Raw genomic sequence first — 18,511 nt, forward strand, 5'->3', positions numbered from 1 at the left:
ATAAATACGTATTGGTTCTTTAGTTCAACTCTATTTAAAAAACTCTCTAGAATTTTATAAGTGCTTTCTTTTGAAGGGTCTGATCCTGGGCGAGCAATGAAGTACGATCCTTTATAGAATAGTGTCTTCATTCCTTCTTCGAAGTTAAAAGTTATTTCAGTATTATTCTCAGATGTAATTGGGAATTTAGCTAGTAGGATTTCAGTAGAGACTGAATTTGTAACAACTTTTCCTGTTGTAGATTCAAACATACCAATGAATGGTCCACTTTTTTTGAAGTATATAACTTTAGAGGCAAGTGGGTTTCCAGTAGGTGATGGGACACCTTGGATCATTGCTGTTTGCATAAGAAAGAGATGACCTAGTGCATTCTTATCTAGTGTTAGGTTATAGAAGTTACTATCTGGTGAGAGTGACTTTGAATTACCTCTGGCCGCAGTTAAGAGGGGAGATTTTTCTGAATGTATAACACTTGCATGTGTTAGTGAGCTTGCGAAAAGCAGGGCACTAATAAAAATTAGTTTAAACATAGAATTCCTTTGCTTGGTTTATTGACCCGTGGGGATGGCGAACTGTATACTTTGAGCTAAAAAGAAGTCAACGTACCCTGTGTCTAACAAATACTTACATAATGAGGTTTTAATGAGTTGCGCAATTAATGTGGCAGATATTTTACTTAAGAATGAATGTCTTCAATTATCTCCCTCTAGCCCTTTCTCTTATGCTTCAGGCCTTAAGGGGCCAATTTATTGTGACAATAGACAGATCTTAAGCTTCCCCGATGGGCGGAATAAAGTTGTGAAATATTTTTTAGAAAAGTTAAGTGAAAGTGGGTGGGAATATGACCAACTTGCAGGCTTAGCAACTGCGGGGATTCCTCATTGTGCTTTTATTGCTCACGAACTCAACAAGCCAATGATTTATATAAGAGGTAAGGCGAAGGGTCACGGTAAACAGAATCAAGTCGAGGGTAAGTTCTCAGAGGGACAGTCTGTTGTTCTAGTAGAAGATCTTATCAATCAAGGAAAGAGCTTAGAGGACGCAATTCAGGCCGCTATAGAGGTAGGACTGAGGCCTGTTGGAGTTATAAGTATAGTTACTTATGAAATGAAGAAGTCTCAAGAAGTTCTTGATAAGTATAAGCTTCCATTGATTAGTCTAACTAATTTTTCAACTATTACTGACTTGGCCCTTGAGCAAAATCTGATTTCTGCCGAAGAGCTATTAATGTTAAATTCCTGGCAGTCTGATCCAGTGGCCTGGTCCGGTACATCGGCCTAGACATTTGTCTTTTGGACGCTTAGCGCTCGACATTATACCTACTTACGTGATAGGTAGGACCAGTTAGAGCAGTAAAAGAACCCCAATAATTTTACATTAGTGATTCTAATCTTTGGTATTTAATTATTTTTAAAGGAGTATATATGGCAGGTAATGCAAAACTAGATTTAGGTGATAAGACAATTGAACTACCCGTAATAGAGGGAAGTGAAGGCGAAAGAGCTTTAGATATTTCTAAACTTAGAGCGGAAACTGGCTATATTACTTTGGACAATGGTTTTGTTAATACTGGTTCATGTACTTCTTCTGTAACATTTTTAAATGGTGAGAAAGGTATTCTTAGATATAGAGGATACCCAATCGAGCAACTTGCAGAGAGTTCAAACTTCTTAGAAGTTTCATGGTTATTATACTATGGAGAACTTCCAAGTAAGACTCAGATGGCAGAATTCGAAAAGAAAGTAGCTAGCTATAACAAGCTACCAGAAGGACTTGAAGCAATGGTTTCAAGCTTCCCTAAGACTGCTCATCCAATGGGTGTACTTTCAAGTGCAACAGTTGCTCTTTCAGCTTACTATCAAGATCACCTTGGACCAAATCCAACTGATAATGATAAGGAAGAATTATTCGCGCAACTTCTAGGACAAGTTAAGTTAATCGTAGCTAGATCATATAGAAACTCTCAAGGTTTAGATCCAATTGCATCTGACTCTAGTCTTAGCTACTGCAAAGACTTTTTAAATATGATGTTTGGTGAAGCTGATGATGAAGTAGCGAAAGCACTAGATGTACTTTTAATTCTTCACGCTGATCATGAGCAAAACTGCTCTGCTTCAACTGTTAGAGTTGTAGGCTCATCACATGCAAATATTTTCTCAACTATCTCTGGTGGGATTGATGCTCTATGGGGACAACTTCATGGTGGAGCAAATCAAGCTGTTCTTGAGATGTTAGAAGAAATTAGCAAAGCTGGTGGAGATGCTGAGAAGGCATTAGAAAAAGCAAAAGATAAAGAGGATCCATTCAAGTTAATGGGATTTGGTCATAGAGTTTATAAGAACTTTGATCCTAGAGCTAAGATTATTAAAGTTCAGTGCGATAGAGTTTTAGAAAAGCTAAATGTTAATGACCCACTCTTAAACATTGCTAAGGGACTTGAGAAAGAAGCTCTTGAAGATGAGTACTTTGTAAAAAGAAAGTTATATCCTAACGTAGATTTCTACTCTGGAATTATTTATAAGGCCCTTGGTATTCCTACGAATATGTTTACAGCGATGTTTGTTCTTGGAAGACTTCCTGGTTGGATGTCTCAGTGGAAAGAGCTTAGAGAAGATCCAAGTGCTAAGATTTGTCGTCCTAGACAGATTTACACTGGACCAACTGAACGTAATTACAAAGCTTTAGACGAGAGATAATACCTCTCTTGAGGTAATATTAAGTTAAAGTTACTACGGAGCCGTCGATAAGTTAAATGAGGTTTAAGGAAGTACTTAAATTATCATTTGCTAAATTTGGACTTATTGGGCTTCGTCTAAAAATAGCAGTCTTAATGCTGAGGTCGACATTGTCGGCCTCTTCTTTTTTGTAATCAGGAAAATGGTTTAAAGTATGAGATTTCATCTTAATGAATTAAAGAAAGCATTATTAGAGCCCAATATTTCTGAGCATAGTATTGTAAAAAACTTATCACTTGTCTCAAAAAGATTTACTTCAGATAGAAGTAAAATAACTGAGTATGTAATGAGCCGTGATATGGTCTCTGCTTACACACTCTTTTATCTTCCTTCAAATATACCTAAGTTAAATTTTGTTTTTGATATGCTAGATGAAGAACTATTGGCGGATATAAGTTCTTCTCGTATTGTTGACCTTGGAACAGGTCCAGGAACATTTGCATTTGCTCTCGATGAATACTTTGAAGGTAAAGTTGAAGTTGTTGGTGTTGACTCAAGTAAATTAATGATAGAGCAGGCCTCTAAAATTAATAATGAGTTATATAAGAATAAAAAAATTAACTTTCAAAAATCTATACCCGCTGACTTTGATGGTGAAACTCTACTTTTAGGACACTCTCTAAATGAGATGGGGCTTAAGGCCCTTCTAAAAATTGTAGGGGAGTATTCTCCACGAAATCTTATTGTGATTGAGCCTGGAACCAGTGAAGTCTTTAAGGAAGTTATAAAACTTAGAACAGCAATGGCCGAGCTTGGTTATTCTTGTGCCTATCCTTGCGCAAATATAAACTCTAAATGTCCTGTTGCCTCAAAAATAGAAGAGGGCACGGAGGATTGGTGCCACCAGGTTCTGAGAATGACTCACGATAGTGAGTTTGAACGGCTCTCACAGATCGTTAAACTCGATAGAAAGGTTATGCCTCTAATTGCACATGTCTACACTACGAGTGTTAAGTGTGAGTCTAAAAAAGCTAGAATGATACGCTTTCTTAGAGAGAGTAAGTTCTCGTTTGACTGGGAAGTTTGCTATGAGCGAGATGGGGAATTAGTTTCTGCAAATTTTGAAGTTGTTAAACGTGGTCTTTCAAAGAAAGAAGTTAAGCAAATGCAAAAGCTATCTGTAGGAATTGACGTTGAGTATGAGGTAATAAAAGAGTTATCTAAAGATCATATTCGAGTAAAACTTTTATAGAAAATAAAAAAGGCCACTACAAGAGTGGCCTTCAATATTTGAAATTTTATTAAACTTATTTCTTAAGTTTTGAAGCGTATGCTCCACCAAATTTCTTTCTGAATTTTTCGATACGTCCTTCAGAGTCAACGATCTTCTGAGTTCCAGTATAGAATGGGTGAGATTCAGATGAAATATCTAATTTTACCATTGGATATTCTTTACCTTCAAATGATTCTGTTAAGTCAGTTTCAATTGTAGATTTAATAACAAATCTTTTGTCGCATGATACGTCAAAAAATAGAACTTCTCTGTACTCTGGGTGAATACCTGTTTTCATAATTATTCCTTTGTTATCCTTGCTTGCTACAAGGAACATATTAAATTATTTGAGGGTGTAATTTCGCTAATTTTACCCTACTTGTCAAGAGATTGGGGAGTAAAATACAAAGCTCAATGAGCGCTACAGCTCGAGCAACCATCCGCCTCTGGAGGGTTCTCGGCGTCAAATATCATCCAGTGTCCATATCTCTTGTTTATATCTGTAATGGCTTCTTCAATTTCTGCGTGAGAACTTTGGAAGACTTCAGTGTTTTCTTTATCGGTAACAGTTACAAAGTATTGAATTTCAAGGGATGTTGGAGATGCTCCCATCGATATAAATGCTTTATATTGATCTGTTTTATAATGGACGAAGGTCCAGTTGTCATTTGTTAGCTCTGTTGCTGCTTTTGTCACTACTATATTCCTGGTGTTTTTACTGTTTTTATCAATTATAGGTTGTCATGCCAACGAAAATCTAGTAGTTTTGGCATTCGTAAATTTTATAAATGATGTATTAGATATAATTACCCGGAGGAAAACGTGGCTAAAGGACCTAGAGTAGTAATAACACTTGAGTGTACTGAAGCGAGAAAAATTGGAAAATCTCCATCTCGTTACACAACTACTAAAAACAAGAAGACAACACCAGATCGTCTAGAACTTAAGAAGTACAATCCTTTCTTAAAGAAACATACGATCCACAAAGAAATCAAGTAGGTCTTAGATCTAATTGATTATCTTAATATTAGGCCTGCGATTCTCGTGGGCTTTTTATTATGATTTCAGCTGTTTATCATAAATTAAATCTCTTTTTTCCTTCAATTCTTTTAAGAAATTGCCGATAAGAATACTGTACCTATTTGTTCTAGCGAGGAATTAGAGTTGGCACTTAAAATACTTATAGCAGATCCAAGTGATAAATGGCTTGAATCTGCATCAAATTTCCTAAAGAGTGAGTCTTATGAAGTCACTACTGTCTCTAATGGGAAGGATGCTCAACTCGCTCTATATAATGATAAATTCTTTGCTGTAATTATAAATTTCGATTTAAAGAATCATAGTGGTCTTCAAGTTTTAAAGTTCATTCAAAGAAATTCTCCAAGTCAAAGAGTGCTAGTAATACTAGAGAGTCAAAGTATTATTGATGACGAAGAGAGAACATCTGAAGATCAATTAAAAAAATATGCAATGGTAGAAATTCTTGTAAAACCGTTTGAGGTGAAGTCTCTCAAGGGTGTCCTTGAAGGACATCAGTCACTTGGCGATTACATGAAAAATATAAAAACTCGAGAAGGGCAGTCTGCAGAAGTTGAAGTTGAAAACTCTGATGATGACTTCACTCAAGTGAGAATTGATGATTTCTATTCATCAAAAGCTGTTCTCTTTGATGTCTTTATTAAACTCAAGTCAAATAGATATATCAAAATACTTCACGCTGGGGATACTTTTTCTAAAGAGAGAATTGATAAGTATAGAAATGAGAAAAAAGTAGAACACTTGTACTTTCATAATCTAGATAGAAGAAAGTTTATTCAGTACCATAATAAATTAGCTAAAAAGCTTATAGGTAATAAAAACATTCCTGCTGAAGCAAAAGTTAAGATGATTCGAAACGTTGCTGATAAGTATATTCAAGAAGCTTATACCCAAGGAATGAAGCCCCAAGTAGTGGACCAAGGTAAAGAAGTTTGTGAGAACATATACAACTTAGTAGAAAATGATAAGAGTCTCTTTAAGGTTTTAAAAAGCTATGAAGAGTTCGACCCAACAGCTTTTACACATGCCTTCCTTGTAACATTATTTTCAACTTCTATAATTAAACAATTTGATTGGCAGTCTAAAACAACAATTGAAGCAACTGCACTAGCGTGCCTCTTTCATGATATAGGTAAAATGAAGCTTCCAAAGGAGCTTTTGAATAAGAGACCGATTGATATGTCAGACGATGAATATGCTCTTTATATGACGCATCCTCAACTAGGGGTTGAAATTATTGAAGAGAATAGAATGATTAATAACTCTGTTAAGCAAATCATTCTTCAGCATCATGAAAATTATGATGGCACAGGCTTCCCGTACAAGAAAAAGGGAACGAGTATATTAACTCTTGCAAATATTGTTTGTCTTGCAGATGACTTTGTTCACACAATGATTGATGGAGAGTTAGACCCTCCAGGAGCATTGAAGAAAATCTTAATTGATAGAGAACAGGTATCTAAGTACAATTCAATAATTATAGAGAATTTTATAAAGGTCTTTGTTGATCCTGCAAAGATAGTTAAAGAAACTTCTCTTCCGTCAAACTCTAAGATTGTTAATAAAAAAGCTTCTTAATAGATAACTTTTTAAAAGACCTTTGAGATTTACTAAACATATTTAAATGTTGTTTTTCTATTACATAAGGGTGAGGTCTATTAGAGGCCTTCACTATGAACGTTTGTCTCTTTTCCATTTTGATATCTGGAAGACTATTAATTAGGTATGAGACTTCATAAAATACCTTCTCACCGTCTTTATTCATAATCTCTGCAGTGTAGCTTGGTCGGGCAAAGTATCTCTCTAGAGCATCATCTAATTTCTCTGTTCTCTTATCTAGAATTAGTGCAGACTTCAAATTTAAAATTTCTTTTAGATAATCTTCTACATCTTTTGGCTCTAAGGTATTACCACTCTGATCAAGCCAACGATCTCCTTCGCTCTTAACTGATAGTCTTAGATTTGTTGAAGGAATCTTTCCTCTGTAGATTTTAAGATTATCTATAGAGCTTAGCTCCTGAGTGAAAACTCTTGGCTCAATAAAGTTAGATAGACTTAAACCCTCCATCGATGTCTTTAATGCATCGACATGATAAATGGCCTCTTTATTTGAAAAGGTAACATATGTAGAGTTATCAATTGGATTTACTAAACCAATATTTAAAACATTCTCCTTACCTCCAAAGTAGGTGATTTTTATTTTCATCAGTGGAGAGTCTAGTGAGAAGTTAGAGATATTAATTGTATCCTTTGGAAGTATTTGTCTGATTTTAATCTCTTTTAAATTATTTAGAATATTTGCAACTGTCGTAGTGTTACTAGGAAGATTTCTTGGAGATGTTAGAGTCCATTGATTAGACTTGTCTTTATTAATTTTGAATTCTCCAAGCCTATTGTCCAGCTGGATAGATTCAATTTGGTCTATTTGTTCTGGTTTTATCAATAGTTGATATCTACTTAAGGCAGTATTTTGACTTAATGGGGCCTGAAAGAACTCACTTGCTAACCCTCCAATAATTAAAACTATTGCAAACATTAACATAAGAAAATTAGCCGATCTTGTGCGATCTGTCGAAATTTTAACCAGCACTGAAACCTCTTTAATTCATAGATTTAAAATTATTCTAACTTGATATATTGAGTAAGTATAGAGATGATTACTCACTTATATTTAGAAATAGCAGGGATATAAAATATGTTTGAATTATTTAATGCCGGTGGTTTTATCATGTACCCACTTCTCATTTGTTCACTCGTTGTATGGTTTGTTACATTCGAAAAAATACGTTTCTTAAACAACCTAAAAAAAGATATTGATCTCATGTTTATTAAGGGGCAGACCCTGTTAACTGAAAAGAAGTTCGATGAAGCTAAGGGTCTCTCTCATAGTATTCATCCATTACTTAGTCGCTCTTATTTAACTCTCTTTGAAGGTGAGGGAATGAAACGTGAACAATGGGGGATGAGAGTAGGGAGAAGACTTACTGAAACCCAACAGGGACTCAAGAAGTCTTTATGGATAATAGGTACAATAGGTTCCTCTGCACCATTTATTGGACTTTTTGGAACTGTTGTAGGGATTATTAAATCATTTCAATCTATTGCAATCTCTGGAAAGAGTGGATTTACAGTTGTTGCAAGTGGTCTCTCTGAAGCCCTTATTGCCACGGCCGCAGGAATTGTTGTCGCGGTTATGGCCGTTATTCTTTATAACTATTTTCAAAATAGACTCTCTAGAGTTAACACTGAAATTAGAAATAGAATGCAAGATCTTATGGATTTAATCTAGGAGTCAGGCATGTCAATTAAATTTGAAAATGAAGATGATGACGAGATCATAGCTGATATAAATATGACCCCTCTTATAGATATTATGCTTGTTCTACTCATTATCTTTATGGTGACGTCTTCTGTTTCCTTAGAGTCTGGTTTAGATATAGACATACCAAAGACTGCTTCTAAGACTGAGACAAAAGATGGAGCTTCAGTTCTAGTCTCTATGAGTGAAAATGGTAAAGTCTCTGTACAGGGAAAATTTGTTGAATGGAATGATCTTCAACAAAGAATTTCTGAATCCTTAAAGAGTGAGAATACAAAACTTGTGATTTTTGAAGGAGATAAGAGTTCAAAGCTTGGAATGGCGGTAGAGGTTATGGATATTGCTAAGGCCGCTGGAGCTGAAGAATTTGCTATTGCGGCCGAATCAGTTTCAAATTAAAGATCTAAGTCATCAAACTCATCAAAGTCTTCTTCAACTTCTTTTGGTTTTGATTCAATAACTGGAGCTTCAGGTATTTCTGGCTCAATTGAATGAATGAATTGTCTTAATAGTGTTCTCTCTCCCTCTTTAAGAAATGAGAAATCTGCACCAATTCTGTAGGGGAGTCTATTCTTTGAAATGATTCTACTTTTCATATTATATTCACGACAAAAAACAATATTAGCATTCATTACAAATCGTTTAGGTATTAAAAATTCTATGACAATACTTTGTCCATTTAAGAATGGTTTATTACTAAAGAAGTAAATTCTATCCATTGCAACTTCTGCAAGAATTGTTTTACCACTTGAGATATCTTCATCACTTAATATAGGTGATCTCTGAATGATTTGTACTTCTTCAGCACTTTCCTCTGATGGAGTTTCTTCTGCTGAAGCCTCTTCCTCTTCGGGCGATTCTCCTGCCTCAGCAGCAGCTATTGCAGCTGCCATTTCGTCTTCACCTGTATCTAGATCGCCTTCTTCTGGCTTTATTGGAATTACATTTTCAACTATATTTCTTTTAGTGCAATACTCTTTTTTCAACTCATCAATAGTTAAGTGGTCATCTTTAGAGTTCTTTATATTCTCTTGGATAACAGCTTTTACCTCATCTTTGAGTGTCCAAATTTTGAGGGAAATCTTCTTAATAAATACAGGATCTGTCGAATTGTTATAAATCATAACTAACATTTTCTCACATTTCAGGATGGAATGGGAGGTTAGAGTACAATGGTAATTATTACCTCTAGTTTTATTCCTAACAGAGAACTAATAATTAAAACATATATTTATTTATCTAAGTAACTATGTAATTCAGTCCGGTTTAGTATGAACCGTTTGTACTCCAAGGAGGGAGAATGAATAAATCGCATATAATGTTAGGTGCAGCAGCTTTTGCTATGACTGCGTCAGGAATGGCAGCTAAGTATGTACCAGGTGAAATGATCGTAAAGATGAAAGCTGGTTCAGAAAAAAGTACATTTAACTCTTTTAAGTCACTAGGTGTTGAACTAGATAGAACAATTGATTTATCTGAAGAGACTTTATACGTTGTAAAGTTTGATGGAAATAAGTCAATGAAGAGCATGAGTTCTCTTCTTGCAAATAACCCAAATGTTGAATATGCAGAGCCAAACTTTATTTATGAAATCGTAAAGCCAGTTCCAACTTTCGATATTAATCCTTATATTTCTACTCCACTAACTGTTGAGTCAGATGCATACACTCCAATTGATCCAAAATTTGGTCAACTTTGGGGATTATCAAATACAGGTTCAAATGATCCTGCAGGTTCTGCTGGTGTAGCTGGTGCTGATATTGACGTACTAAAAGCATGGTCTTTAACTCAAGGTGATAGAAGAGTAAGAATTGCTGTTATCGATACAGGTATTGATTATAATCACCCAGACCTTAAAGATCAGATGTGGGTAAACCAAGCTGAGCTAGATGGTGAGCCAGGCGTTGATGATGATGGTAACGGATATATTGATGATATTCACGGATATGACTTTGCTAACAATGATGGAGACCCAAGAGATGGTCACTCACATGGTACACACTGTGCTGGGACAATCGGTGCTTCACATAATGATATTGGTGTAGCTGGTATTATGGCCGACGTAGAATTTGTTGCAATTAAGTTTTTAGCTGACAATGGTTCAGGCTCTACTGAAGGTGCGATTAAGTCTATTGATTATGCTACTAAGATGAATGTTGATTTAATGTCAAACTCTTGGGGAGGCGGAGGACGCTCTCAAGCTTTAGAAGATGCTATTCAAAGAGCAGCTGATAAAGGAATCGTATTCACTGCAGCTGCAGGTAACTCTTCAACTGATAATGATGCAAGACCTCACTATCCTTCAAACTACGAAGTTAAAAACGTAATTTCTGTAGCAGCAACAACTTCTAGTGATTCTCTAGCAAGCTTTTCTTGTTACGGTAGAAACACTGTTCATATTGCAGCTCCAGGACACAATATCCTTTCAACTACTAAAGATGGTGGATATGCTTCTTACTCGGGAACTTCAATGGCAACTCCACATGTTTCTGGTGCAATTGGACTTTTAATTGCTCAAGAAGGAAGAATGGATGTTGAAGAATTAAGAAATAGACTAATGGCAACTTCTGAGCCACTTTCTGCTCTTAGAGGAAAAACTATTAATGCTGGTAGATTAAATGCTTACAATCTTCTAACAAATACAATTCCTGTTAGAAATATGCCAAACCCAAGCAACTGGGAAACTGTTGATACTGATGAAGTTTGGGAATCAGCTCACCCATATGGTAACGACATTACTGAATCAAGAACTTTTAACTTTCCAGGAGCTAAGTTTATTAGACTTAGAGTTAGAAAGTTAGATCTTGAAACTGGTTACGATGTTCTTGAAGTAGCTGATGCTTCTGGAGCTATTGCTGAAAAAGTTTCTGGTGCAAAAGAAGATTATGCTTCTGAGTACGTAGAAGGTGAATCTATGACTGTTACTTTTAAGTCAGATAGATCAGTTTCTAAATGGGGATTTGTAATCGACTCTGTAGACGTTCAATACTAAATTTAGATTTATTCCTATAATTTAAATTACGCCCAAACCCCACGAAAGTGGGGTTTTTTATTGGTCTTTCTGACAAAAACAAATTAAAGTTTCACCAACTAGATAGATGAAGTAGGTGAAATACCTCGCTGTCCCGCAACGGTTATAGTCCGAGCTCTATCACTAAAATTCTTTTACCCGTGGAGGTAACCTATGACTTCAAATTATGAAGAGAGAGCGCGTATATCTAAAACACGCGTTACAAAAGCAGTATTCCCCAACACAACTAATCACTATGACACCCTCTTTGGAGGAACAGCTATGCTCTGGATGGATGAGGTTGCATTTATTACTGCAACAAGATTTACCAGATTAAAAGTAGTAACTGTTTCTACAGATAAATTAGACTTTAAAAAACCAATACCTGCAGGAACTATTGTTGAGCTCGTAGGGACTGTTACACAAGTCGGTAGGTCTAGTATAAAGATTCAGGTCCAAGTCTTTGTAGAGGCGATGTTAGAGGACTCTAGAGAGCTTGCACTAGAGGGAAGCTTTTCATTTGTTGCTCTTGGTGATGATGGAAAACCTACCAAAATAGTCGTTTAATAAGTTGTGGACCTGAGAGGGTCCACAGTTTTCGAATTACTAGACATTGAATGGGCCACATTGGTAACATATCTTCATATCAATGAAGGAGATATATATGCTGAAAAGGAATTTAGCTATCTTGGCAATAATTTTAAGTTGCTCAAGCTTTATGGTTAATGGATGGCCATGGGTAATAGATACGGTATCTAAAGTTCGTCTTACATGGTCAGAGGACCCTTCAACAACCATGAAAATTATCTGGGATACAAAGTCTGAACTAGGTAAGGGACAAGTACTCTACTATGATAATGTTGATCATGGCCTAAATATAGATAACTATTCTCACCAGGAGAAAGTTCAGAAGATTATTTTTCACAAATCAATGTTCAATGCCGTAGTGCATTTGAAAGGTCTACTTCCAGCTACTAAGTACTACTTTGTCATCAAAACCTCTAAGGGAGATCTCTCAAAGAGATATTGGTTCAAAACAATAGATGATAATGAAAATGTGAAACTATCCATCATTGCTGGAGGAGACTCTAGAAATAATAGAGTTCCAAGAGTTGCAGCAAATAAACTCGTATCAAAGCTTAGGGCCGACTTTGTTCTCTTTGGCGGTGATATGACGAGTTTAGACTTTTCAGGACAATGGAAGAACTGGTTTAGTGACTGGCAACACACAATTGCAAAAGACGGTCGAATCACTCCTGTTGTTGTAGCGAGAGGAAACCATGAAAGATCAAATGCTACTATCTCAAAGCTCTTTGATACTAGTGAAGGTGTTTATTATTCTCTTCCATTTGCTGGAAACCTTTTAAAGACCTATGTTTTAAATTCTGAATCCTCATTAAATGGCGATCAACTAACTTGGCTAAAAAATGACTTAGAAAGAAGTCAAAACTCTATTTGGAAAATAGGGCTCTATCACAGACCAATGAGACCACATACTAAGAAGAAAAGTGAGAATGATCGCCTATATCAAGCTTGGGCACCAGTTTTCTATAAGTATGGAATGGACTTAGTTGTTGAGTCTGATTCACATACCGTTAAAACAACGTATCCAATTCGTCCAAGCTTTGGGACTGGACATGAAGAAGGTTTTGTCAGAGATGATGAACGTGGAACTGTCTATGTTGGTGAGGGTTGTTGGGGAGCTCCTCTAAGAGAAAATAATGATGATAAGTCTTGGACAAGGTCTTCAGGAAGTTTTAACCAATTTAAATGGATACACTTAGACAGTGAAAAAATGGATGTGAGAACTATCGCAGTAGATAATGCTGATGAAGTTTCTTCTGTTTTAGACGACGATAGATTTAGTCTACCTCGTAACTTAAGAGTGTGGTCTCCTAGTGAAGGTGATGTCGTAACTCTTGAAAGTAGAAATTAGGACGACTGAATGAAGCATGAAAGAGTTTTAGAGTTAATTCTTCGCTTTAGTACTTGTTTTGTGCTTTTTGGTAGAGGGCTTCAACATCTATTCTATGATGCTCCCTATAGGATTGTTCTTTGGAATGAATCTCTACTTGCTCCTGTATTTAATTTATTTGGATGGTCGTGGACTGACTATGTCACAAGTCCTCTGACTGACAGGTATATAAACTACTCAGTGATCTTAGTCGGAGTTTTTCTAATTGTTGCCTCACTTATAGCTGTATTTAATTATAAGAAAGGGGAGAAGCTTCTTCTACTCAGTGGCCTCTACCTCATTGTTCTTAGCCTTCTATATATGGCCACCAAGTACTTTGTTCCGGCACAGTTTATTGAGTACTCATCTCAGATGTTCTCTCCATTCGCTTTAATTCTATTTTGGAAGAAGGCCCAGTCGGACCGCTTAGTTCTATTTATTAGAGTCGCCGTTGCTCTAACTTTTATAGGTCATGGCTCTTATGCTCTGGGGATCTTTCCTGTTCCTGGTAACTTTATAGATATGGTCATCAATATTTTAGGCTGTACTGAAAGTACTGCTCTAATCTTCTTAAAGATTATGGGAAGTTTAGACTTTATTGCAGCAGCGCTACTCTTTATACCCATTCTAGATCATTGGGCCTTAACTTTCTGTTGTGCTTGGGGACTGCTTACTAGTGTTGCGAGAGTAGGCGAAGAATCTGTCTTTGGATTCTCACATACCTTATCTTCACTTGGACACGAGTTCATTATGCGAGGACCGCATTTCTTACTGCCATTATTTTTGATTTATTCTGCACAAAAAAAAGCCTTCAATTTCTTGAAGGCCACCAATATAAGTAAATAATTTCTCTTATTGGAACATGTGCTTATATTTTTTTAAGAACTTTGAAAGTGATCCAACTTTATCAAGTGTTCTAATAGCACTTGTAGAAAGTCTTAACTTGATCGTTTCACCAGTTTCTGGATCAAAAACTCTCTTCGTTTGAAGGTTAGGTTTTTGAGTCATTTTTGTTCTATTTTTAGCGTGAGAAACTTTGTTTCCAACTAATCTTCTCTTTCCAGTTAAATCACATACACGTGCCATATCTAAACCCTCTGTCTGTACGCCTCAGCATTCAGTTTTTAATAATCATTCGTTATAGGTTCGCTAATATATACTGCAAATTATTAGATTTCAAGCGCAATTTTCTAAACTTACGCAATTTTTATGGACATGAATTGAGAGGTTTTACGTAAAAACAGGTGGTTATGAGGCTTTATCAATCGAGTTATCTTCAGGTAGTTTAAAAGTAATCTTAAAGCATGTTCCATGGTCATTGGGAGAGCTCTTCTGTGACTTACTCACAACTGAGATATCTCCATCTAGAAGATCAATACATCTCTTAGCAATAGGCATTCCAAAGCCAGTTCCACTTTCCCCGTTTGTTCCCTGTCTTGAAATCATAACGAGAGGATCAAATAGTCTATTTAGAATAGTCTTAGGTATGCCAATACCTTGGTCTTTAATAAAAACTGAAACATGAGTTTCATCAATCTCTGAATATATTTGAATCTCTGAGTCCTCTTGAGAAAACTTTATTGAATTAGAGATGATATTACTCAATATTTGGTGCTCTACAATTGTCTTTATACCTAGGATTTTAATATCTTTTAACTCTGTGTGAATGGTAATTCTCTTCTTAGTTAGAAAAGGGCCAAGCATATCAATACTTCCGTCTATGCACTCTTTTAATGAGATCTCTTCTAGATGAATTTCCTTCTTACCAGACTCAAAGGCCTCCATTGTTCTGACGGCCTTAATGACATTGCAAATCTTTTGAGAGTACTTATTTGTGGATACTACTTTATTTTCAAACTTCTTCTTGTCAATATCGTCAATTTGATTCTTTCTTAAGAGCTTCTCTAGAAATAAAGTATTATTTTGAATAAGCGTAAGCGGTGTCGATACATCGTGAGCAAGTATGCGCAGTAGGTTTTGTTTGGAAATGGCCTTCTTGCGAAACTGCTCTTCACTAATATCACGAATTTTTAATAGTATAACTGTTAAACCTGAGTGAAGAATAATCATACCAAAAACTGTTAAGGCCTGAGTTATTAGTAGTCCTGAATGATTTAAGTAATCAGTTTGAAAGTATCCAAACCCTAGGTCAAGAACACAAATTGTTACTGCAGTTGTAAAGATCAGTGCAATCCAGATAAGGGTGTGCTTTCTTCCTGTGAGTACTCCTGCAATAACGGGAAGGATTGCAATCCACATTAAGATAGGATTTAGAAAACCACCGGATAAAATAGAGAAGTGCGATTGAAATAACCCACCTGGAATGAGCATTACATAAATAGATTTCTCTAGAGACCCTGTTATTTTATAGCAGAGTAGAGTGTAGAGATGAACTACAGCATATGCGAAACCAGTATATTTAATACTTATATGGTCAATATAGTTATATGCAGTAAGAGCATAACCCCACATCAATATTCCAGTAAAGAATGTCGTGGCAATTAGTACATGTACTTTGTACTGATGGAGCCTATCGTGCTTCTTTGTTGGATAGAGAATCCAACTAAAAAAGCACATGTAAATAGATTTTAACTTTAAAATTATACTCATTAACTAATTTTATCGGTAAGCTTAGTGGAAAGTTAACTTAAGATCTCTTTAGGCTAGAGCCAATTCGGCTTTTCAATACTGCACCATCCAGCAATAGTCTTTCTCTTTCCTTTAATTACTTTATTTACCTTATGCTCAAAACCAAATTTGCCAGTAAGAAAAATAATGAGAGTCTCTGCCTTAGGGGGAGTGATTGAATGGTGATCATTAAGGCCCTTCTTTCTAAATAGTAGTTCTCCACCCTCTAAGGTGCAGTCATCGTTCAAGGACCATGTGAAAGCTATATCTCTAGACCCATCATCATGCCAAATTCCATCTTCATCGGTGAGAGCATCTCTGATAGCAATAATATGTTCGGTATAGTTAAACTGTTGATAACTGGAGATTAAGTGTCCTAGAATATTTTTAGGTTTTAAGTAATCAAAGATGAGAGCATCTACTTTTTCCCAATTACAGTTAGTTACTGCATCTCTAAAGTCCTCTGGAAATTCTAGGTGAAGTTTTACAAAACCTCTTTCAAGAAGTTCGCTTTTTGGTGGGAGAATTGCCTTGTCTATCGTTGTCATTTTGGGGAATATACCTTCACATAAAAAAGCTACTTGGACCAATCTATGAAATACTTATTTTTAGTGCTATTTAGCATAAATATTCAAGCAAATCTCTCAGTTTCTGAAACTCTTTTAAAAGCTTATTCTCCGCTTTGTCCAAGTATTACAACAGGACACGTTCAAGGCTCACTTGTTCATGCTCAAATGATGGGTAATGTAGTAAGAGAGCTCAATCAAAATTCAAGTTGTTTTCAAGCAGTTGAGCTTGAGAGAATGTCTTCTGATTATTCTTCTCTATATGAAAACTATATGACTTATAGTGATGATAGACAGCAGAGACTTGAGTTAGAAAAAAAGATTGCTCTTTATACTTCTCTTGCTTCAAGTGGTGCTCTGACTGAAGAGGAAGATTTATTTCTTACTAATGAAATCCTAAATTCTCAAGCGTCACTTATAAATGCTCAGGCAGGGCTTGGGCGCTTTGGTGATTTTAGAAGCCGCTACGCAGTTGGAGCAAGACAGGTTGTAAACAGTGTCGATGGCTTTCTTGGAACTTGGTCGCAAAACCCTCAGTGTTTTCAATCTAAAGTATCTTTAATATCTTCACTTTTAAGTAACTCACTTTTAGCTACTTCTGCTTTCGCTGCGCCAGGGACAAGCCTGGCCTTATCGTCAGGTGCGATGGTTGTAAGGTCTTTGGGGCAATTTGTTCAACACTTTAAAGAGAATAGACTATTAGAAAATATTGATGAAGTTCAAATGCCTGCAGCACTAAGGTGTGTATCCAAAGCTTTAACTGATCAATACTGTTCAGCTATTGACACTGAAAAGCTTGTTGATAGCTATAGAAATGATCCTATTTCTGATGGACCTCAGTTTGAAGGTTTAAAACTTTTAAAAAATCATATTTCTGAACTCGCTCATTGGTTAGAAGAAGTCTACGCTGGAAGTGCAATAACTTCTGAAGGTGACTTAGTTAATAGAGAAAAGCCGATTCTTCAAAGTGAGCTACTAAAGAAAATTAAAAGGTATCTACAGACATATGGAACGTTAAGAACAAAAGTGTTCTCTGAGATAACAAGTGATACTCAAAGAACTGATGCTATTGTCATTGGTATTGATCGTCTGGTTTCAATTATGTCATCACCAACTTTAACTCCCAATCCATCGAGTTGGGGGAGTACATCTTCAGATTCTGATATTGAAAACCCTATATTTGTTACTAGAGATAGTTCTTTAATGCCATTTCAATTACTTGATCCAAGTATTACTTCGATTCCAAGATGTGATGATGACAATTGTACACTTATTCAATACGTCAGAAAATTAGGAATAGAGCTCTCTCTTAGTAAGTGGACTGGAGCAATTGCAAACTCTCTACTTGTTGTTGAAGATGTTTTAGGAGTCGTAAATCAGGATAGAGCGAGAACAATCTCTGTTGATGCGTTTTCAGTAATCGTAGGAGCGACAAGAGATATTAGGGGAGAGACAAATGCTCTCTCTGGGCTCATCATGATATCTGAGAATGCTGATAGAATAATGAAATTCTTAACAGAACTTGGTTGTAGTAATCAAAGTAGAGGATGTTCAAGAGATGGCAGTATTACTATCCTTCATAAGTACTACCCTCAAATTATAAATATATCTAAAACAAAGAAGCTTACTGAAAGTGTGATTAGCTTAATAGAAGAAACTTTTGAACCTAGAACTCTTAGTCAGGACCGTTTACCTGCTGAGTGTAGAAATGATACTGAGTTAATGACTTTTATTTTCAACGATGCTGAAGAAGAGAAAAGTTTCAAAATAACTTCCTGTATTACAAAAATTTTAAAGTTAGCTGAAAGAGGTAATAACGTATACTTCAATAAGATTAGAGATATGGTTAGTTATGAGTTAGAAGCAAGACTTGCAAATGATCTACTAGATCAAGATCTAAATGAGATCATTCTTGGTACCAAAGCTGACTTAGTGACAACACTTCTAAATACTTATTCTCCAACAAATGAAATTAATCTTTCTGAGCTTGTTCTAGGCCTAAAGTCATCTCAAAATATTGTAAAGAACACGGCCAAGAACTTCTTTGG

20 protein-coding genes are annotated in these 18,511 nt (G+C 35.9%); 12 read left to right on the forward strand and 8 right to left on the reverse strand.

All coding sequences use genetic code 11. The features are described from left to right. On the reverse strand, window positions 1-530 hold a 530-nt coding region (locus tag ABX784_RS09625; protein WP_372654816.1), incomplete at its 3' end, for a hypothetical protein. Window positions 531-642: 112 nt separating this feature from the next. Here ABX784_RS09625 and pyrE point away from each other — a divergent pair. The 3 genes from pyrE (at window position 643) to ABX784_RS09640 (ending at window position 3,927) form a co-directional block, all read left to right on the forward strand. Continuing rightward, window positions 643-1,281, forward strand: coding sequence for an orotate phosphoribosyltransferase (gene pyrE, locus ABX784_RS09630; protein WP_372654817.1), 639 nt, complete (start codon window positions 643-645; stop codon window positions 1,279-1,281). A 143-nt stretch (window positions 1,282-1,424) separates the two neighbouring features. After that, window positions 1,425-2,696 carry a citrate synthase gene (locus tag ABX784_RS09635; RefSeq protein WP_372654818.1) on the forward strand — a complete coding sequence of 424 codons (1,272 nt, stop codon included), beginning with the start codon at window positions 1,425-1,427 and terminating at the stop codon, window positions 2,694-2,696. A 193-nt stretch (window positions 2,697-2,889) separates the two neighbouring features. Beyond that, window positions 2,890-3,927: a small ribosomal subunit Rsm22 family protein gene (locus tag ABX784_RS09640; protein WP_372654819.1), complete on the forward strand. Its 1,038-nt coding sequence runs from the start codon at window positions 2,890-2,892 to the stop codon at window positions 3,925-3,927. A gap of 55 nt (window positions 3,928-3,982) precedes the next feature. Here ABX784_RS09640 and ABX784_RS09645 read toward each other — a convergent pair whose 3' ends face one another. Next, window positions 3,983-4,246: a type B 50S ribosomal protein L31 gene (locus ABX784_RS09645; RefSeq protein WP_372654820.1), complete on the reverse strand. Its 264-nt coding sequence runs from the start codon at window positions 4,244-4,246 to the stop codon at window positions 3,983-3,985. A gap of 113 nt (window positions 4,247-4,359) precedes the next feature. Further along, entirely contained in the window at window positions 4,360-4,644 is a 285-nt protein-coding gene (locus ABX784_RS09650; RefSeq protein ID WP_372654821.1) for a hypothetical protein, read from the reverse strand. A 126-nt stretch (window positions 4,645-4,770) separates the two neighbouring features. On the opposite strand from ABX784_RS09650, the gene rpmG reads away from it, so the two are divergent. Next, window positions 4,771-4,947 (forward strand): 50S ribosomal protein L33, encoded by a 177-nt coding sequence (rpmG, locus tag ABX784_RS09655; RefSeq protein ID WP_372654822.1) that lies wholly within the window; start codon window positions 4,771-4,773, stop codon window positions 4,945-4,947. 165 nt (window positions 4,948-5,112) lie between these two features. Next, entirely contained in the window at window positions 5,113-6,564 is a 1,452-nt protein-coding gene (locus ABX784_RS09660; RefSeq protein ID WP_372654823.1) for an HD domain-containing phosphohydrolase, read from the forward strand. On the opposite strand, the gene ABX784_RS09665 is transcribed toward ABX784_RS09660, so the two are convergent. Further along, window positions 6,545-7,576, reverse strand: coding sequence for a DUF4340 domain-containing protein (locus ABX784_RS09665; RefSeq protein WP_372654824.1), 1,032 nt, complete (start codon window positions 7,574-7,576; stop codon window positions 6,545-6,547). The genes ABX784_RS09660 and ABX784_RS09665 overlap by 20 nt on opposite strands. Window positions 7,577-7,681: 105 nt before the next feature. Between ABX784_RS09665 and ABX784_RS09670 the strand changes: the two genes are divergently transcribed. Both ABX784_RS09670 and ABX784_RS09675 read left to right on the forward strand, forming a co-directional pair. Next, entirely contained in the window at window positions 7,682-8,275 is a 594-nt protein-coding gene (locus ABX784_RS09670) for a MotA/TolQ/ExbB proton channel family protein (protein WP_372654825.1), read from the forward strand. Between the two features lie 9 nt (window positions 8,276-8,284). After that, window positions 8,285-8,704, forward strand: coding sequence for an ExbD/TolR family protein (locus ABX784_RS09675; protein ID WP_372654826.1), 420 nt, complete (start codon window positions 8,285-8,287; stop codon window positions 8,702-8,704). Here ABX784_RS09675 and ABX784_RS09680 read toward each other — a convergent pair. After that, complete coding sequence (locus ABX784_RS09680; RefSeq protein ID WP_372654827.1) at window positions 8,701-9,429, reverse strand: hypothetical protein; 729 nt, start codon at window positions 9,427-9,429, stop codon at window positions 8,701-8,703. The genes ABX784_RS09675 and ABX784_RS09680 overlap by 4 nt on opposite strands. 176 nt (window positions 9,430-9,605) lie before the next feature. Here ABX784_RS09680 and ABX784_RS09685 point away from each other — a divergent pair, with 176 nt between their 5' ends. The 4 genes from ABX784_RS09685 to ABX784_RS09700 all read left to right on the forward strand — a co-directional run bounded on the left by ABX784_RS09685 (window position 9,606) and on the right by ABX784_RS09700 (window position 14,115). Next, the gene (locus ABX784_RS09685; RefSeq protein ID WP_372654828.1) at window positions 9,606-11,297 is read left to right on the forward strand and encodes a S8 family serine peptidase; all 1,692 of its coding nucleotides are present in this window, start codon (window positions 9,606-9,608) and stop codon (window positions 11,295-11,297) included. Window positions 11,298-11,489: 192 nt separating this feature from the next. Then, entirely contained in the window at window positions 11,490-11,882 is a 393-nt protein-coding gene (locus ABX784_RS09690) for an acyl-CoA thioesterase (RefSeq protein WP_372654829.1), read from the forward strand. Window positions 11,883-11,979: 97 nt separating this feature from the next. Continuing rightward, window positions 11,980-13,251 carry a fibronectin type III domain-containing protein gene (locus ABX784_RS09695; RefSeq protein WP_372654830.1) on the forward strand — a complete coding sequence of 424 codons (1,272 nt, stop codon included), beginning with the start codon at window positions 11,980-11,982 and terminating at the stop codon, window positions 13,249-13,251. A gap of 9 nt (window positions 13,252-13,260) precedes the next feature. Next, window positions 13,261-14,115, forward strand: coding sequence for a hypothetical protein (locus ABX784_RS09700; RefSeq protein WP_372654831.1), 855 nt, complete (start codon window positions 13,261-13,263; stop codon window positions 14,113-14,115). A 6-nt stretch (window positions 14,116-14,121) separates the two neighbouring features. Here ABX784_RS09700 and rpmB read toward each other — a convergent pair whose 3' ends face one another. The 3 genes from rpmB to ABX784_RS09715 all read right to left on the reverse strand — a co-directional run bounded on the left by rpmB (window position 14,122) and on the right by ABX784_RS09715 (window position 16,445). Beyond that, window positions 14,122-14,355 carry a 50S ribosomal protein L28 gene (gene rpmB / locus ABX784_RS09705; RefSeq protein WP_372654832.1) on the reverse strand — a complete coding sequence of 78 codons (234 nt, stop codon included), beginning with the start codon at window positions 14,353-14,355 and terminating at the stop codon, window positions 14,122-14,124. Between the two features lie 162 nt (window positions 14,356-14,517). Continuing rightward, complete coding sequence (locus tag ABX784_RS09710; RefSeq protein ID WP_372654833.1) at window positions 14,518-15,879, reverse strand: sensor histidine kinase; 1,362 nt, start codon at window positions 15,877-15,879, stop codon at window positions 14,518-14,520. A 53-nt stretch (window positions 15,880-15,932) separates the two neighbouring features. Beyond that, on the reverse strand, window positions 15,933-16,445 hold the full coding sequence (locus ABX784_RS09715; protein ID WP_372654834.1) for a 2OG-Fe(II) oxygenase: 513 nt from the start codon (window positions 16,443-16,445) through the stop codon (window positions 15,933-15,935). Between the two features lie 45 nt (window positions 16,446-16,490). On the opposite strand from ABX784_RS09715, the gene ABX784_RS09720 reads away from it, so the two are divergent. Continuing rightward, window positions 16,491-18,511 (forward strand): hypothetical protein (locus ABX784_RS09720; RefSeq protein WP_372654835.1); only part of this gene is annotated, 2,021 nt, incomplete at its 3' end.

The sequence above is a fragment of the Halobacteriovorax sp. genome (assembly GCF_041587335.1).
GTDB lineage: Bacteria > Bdellovibrionota > Bacteriovoracia > Bacteriovoracales > Bacteriovoracaceae > Halobacteriovorax.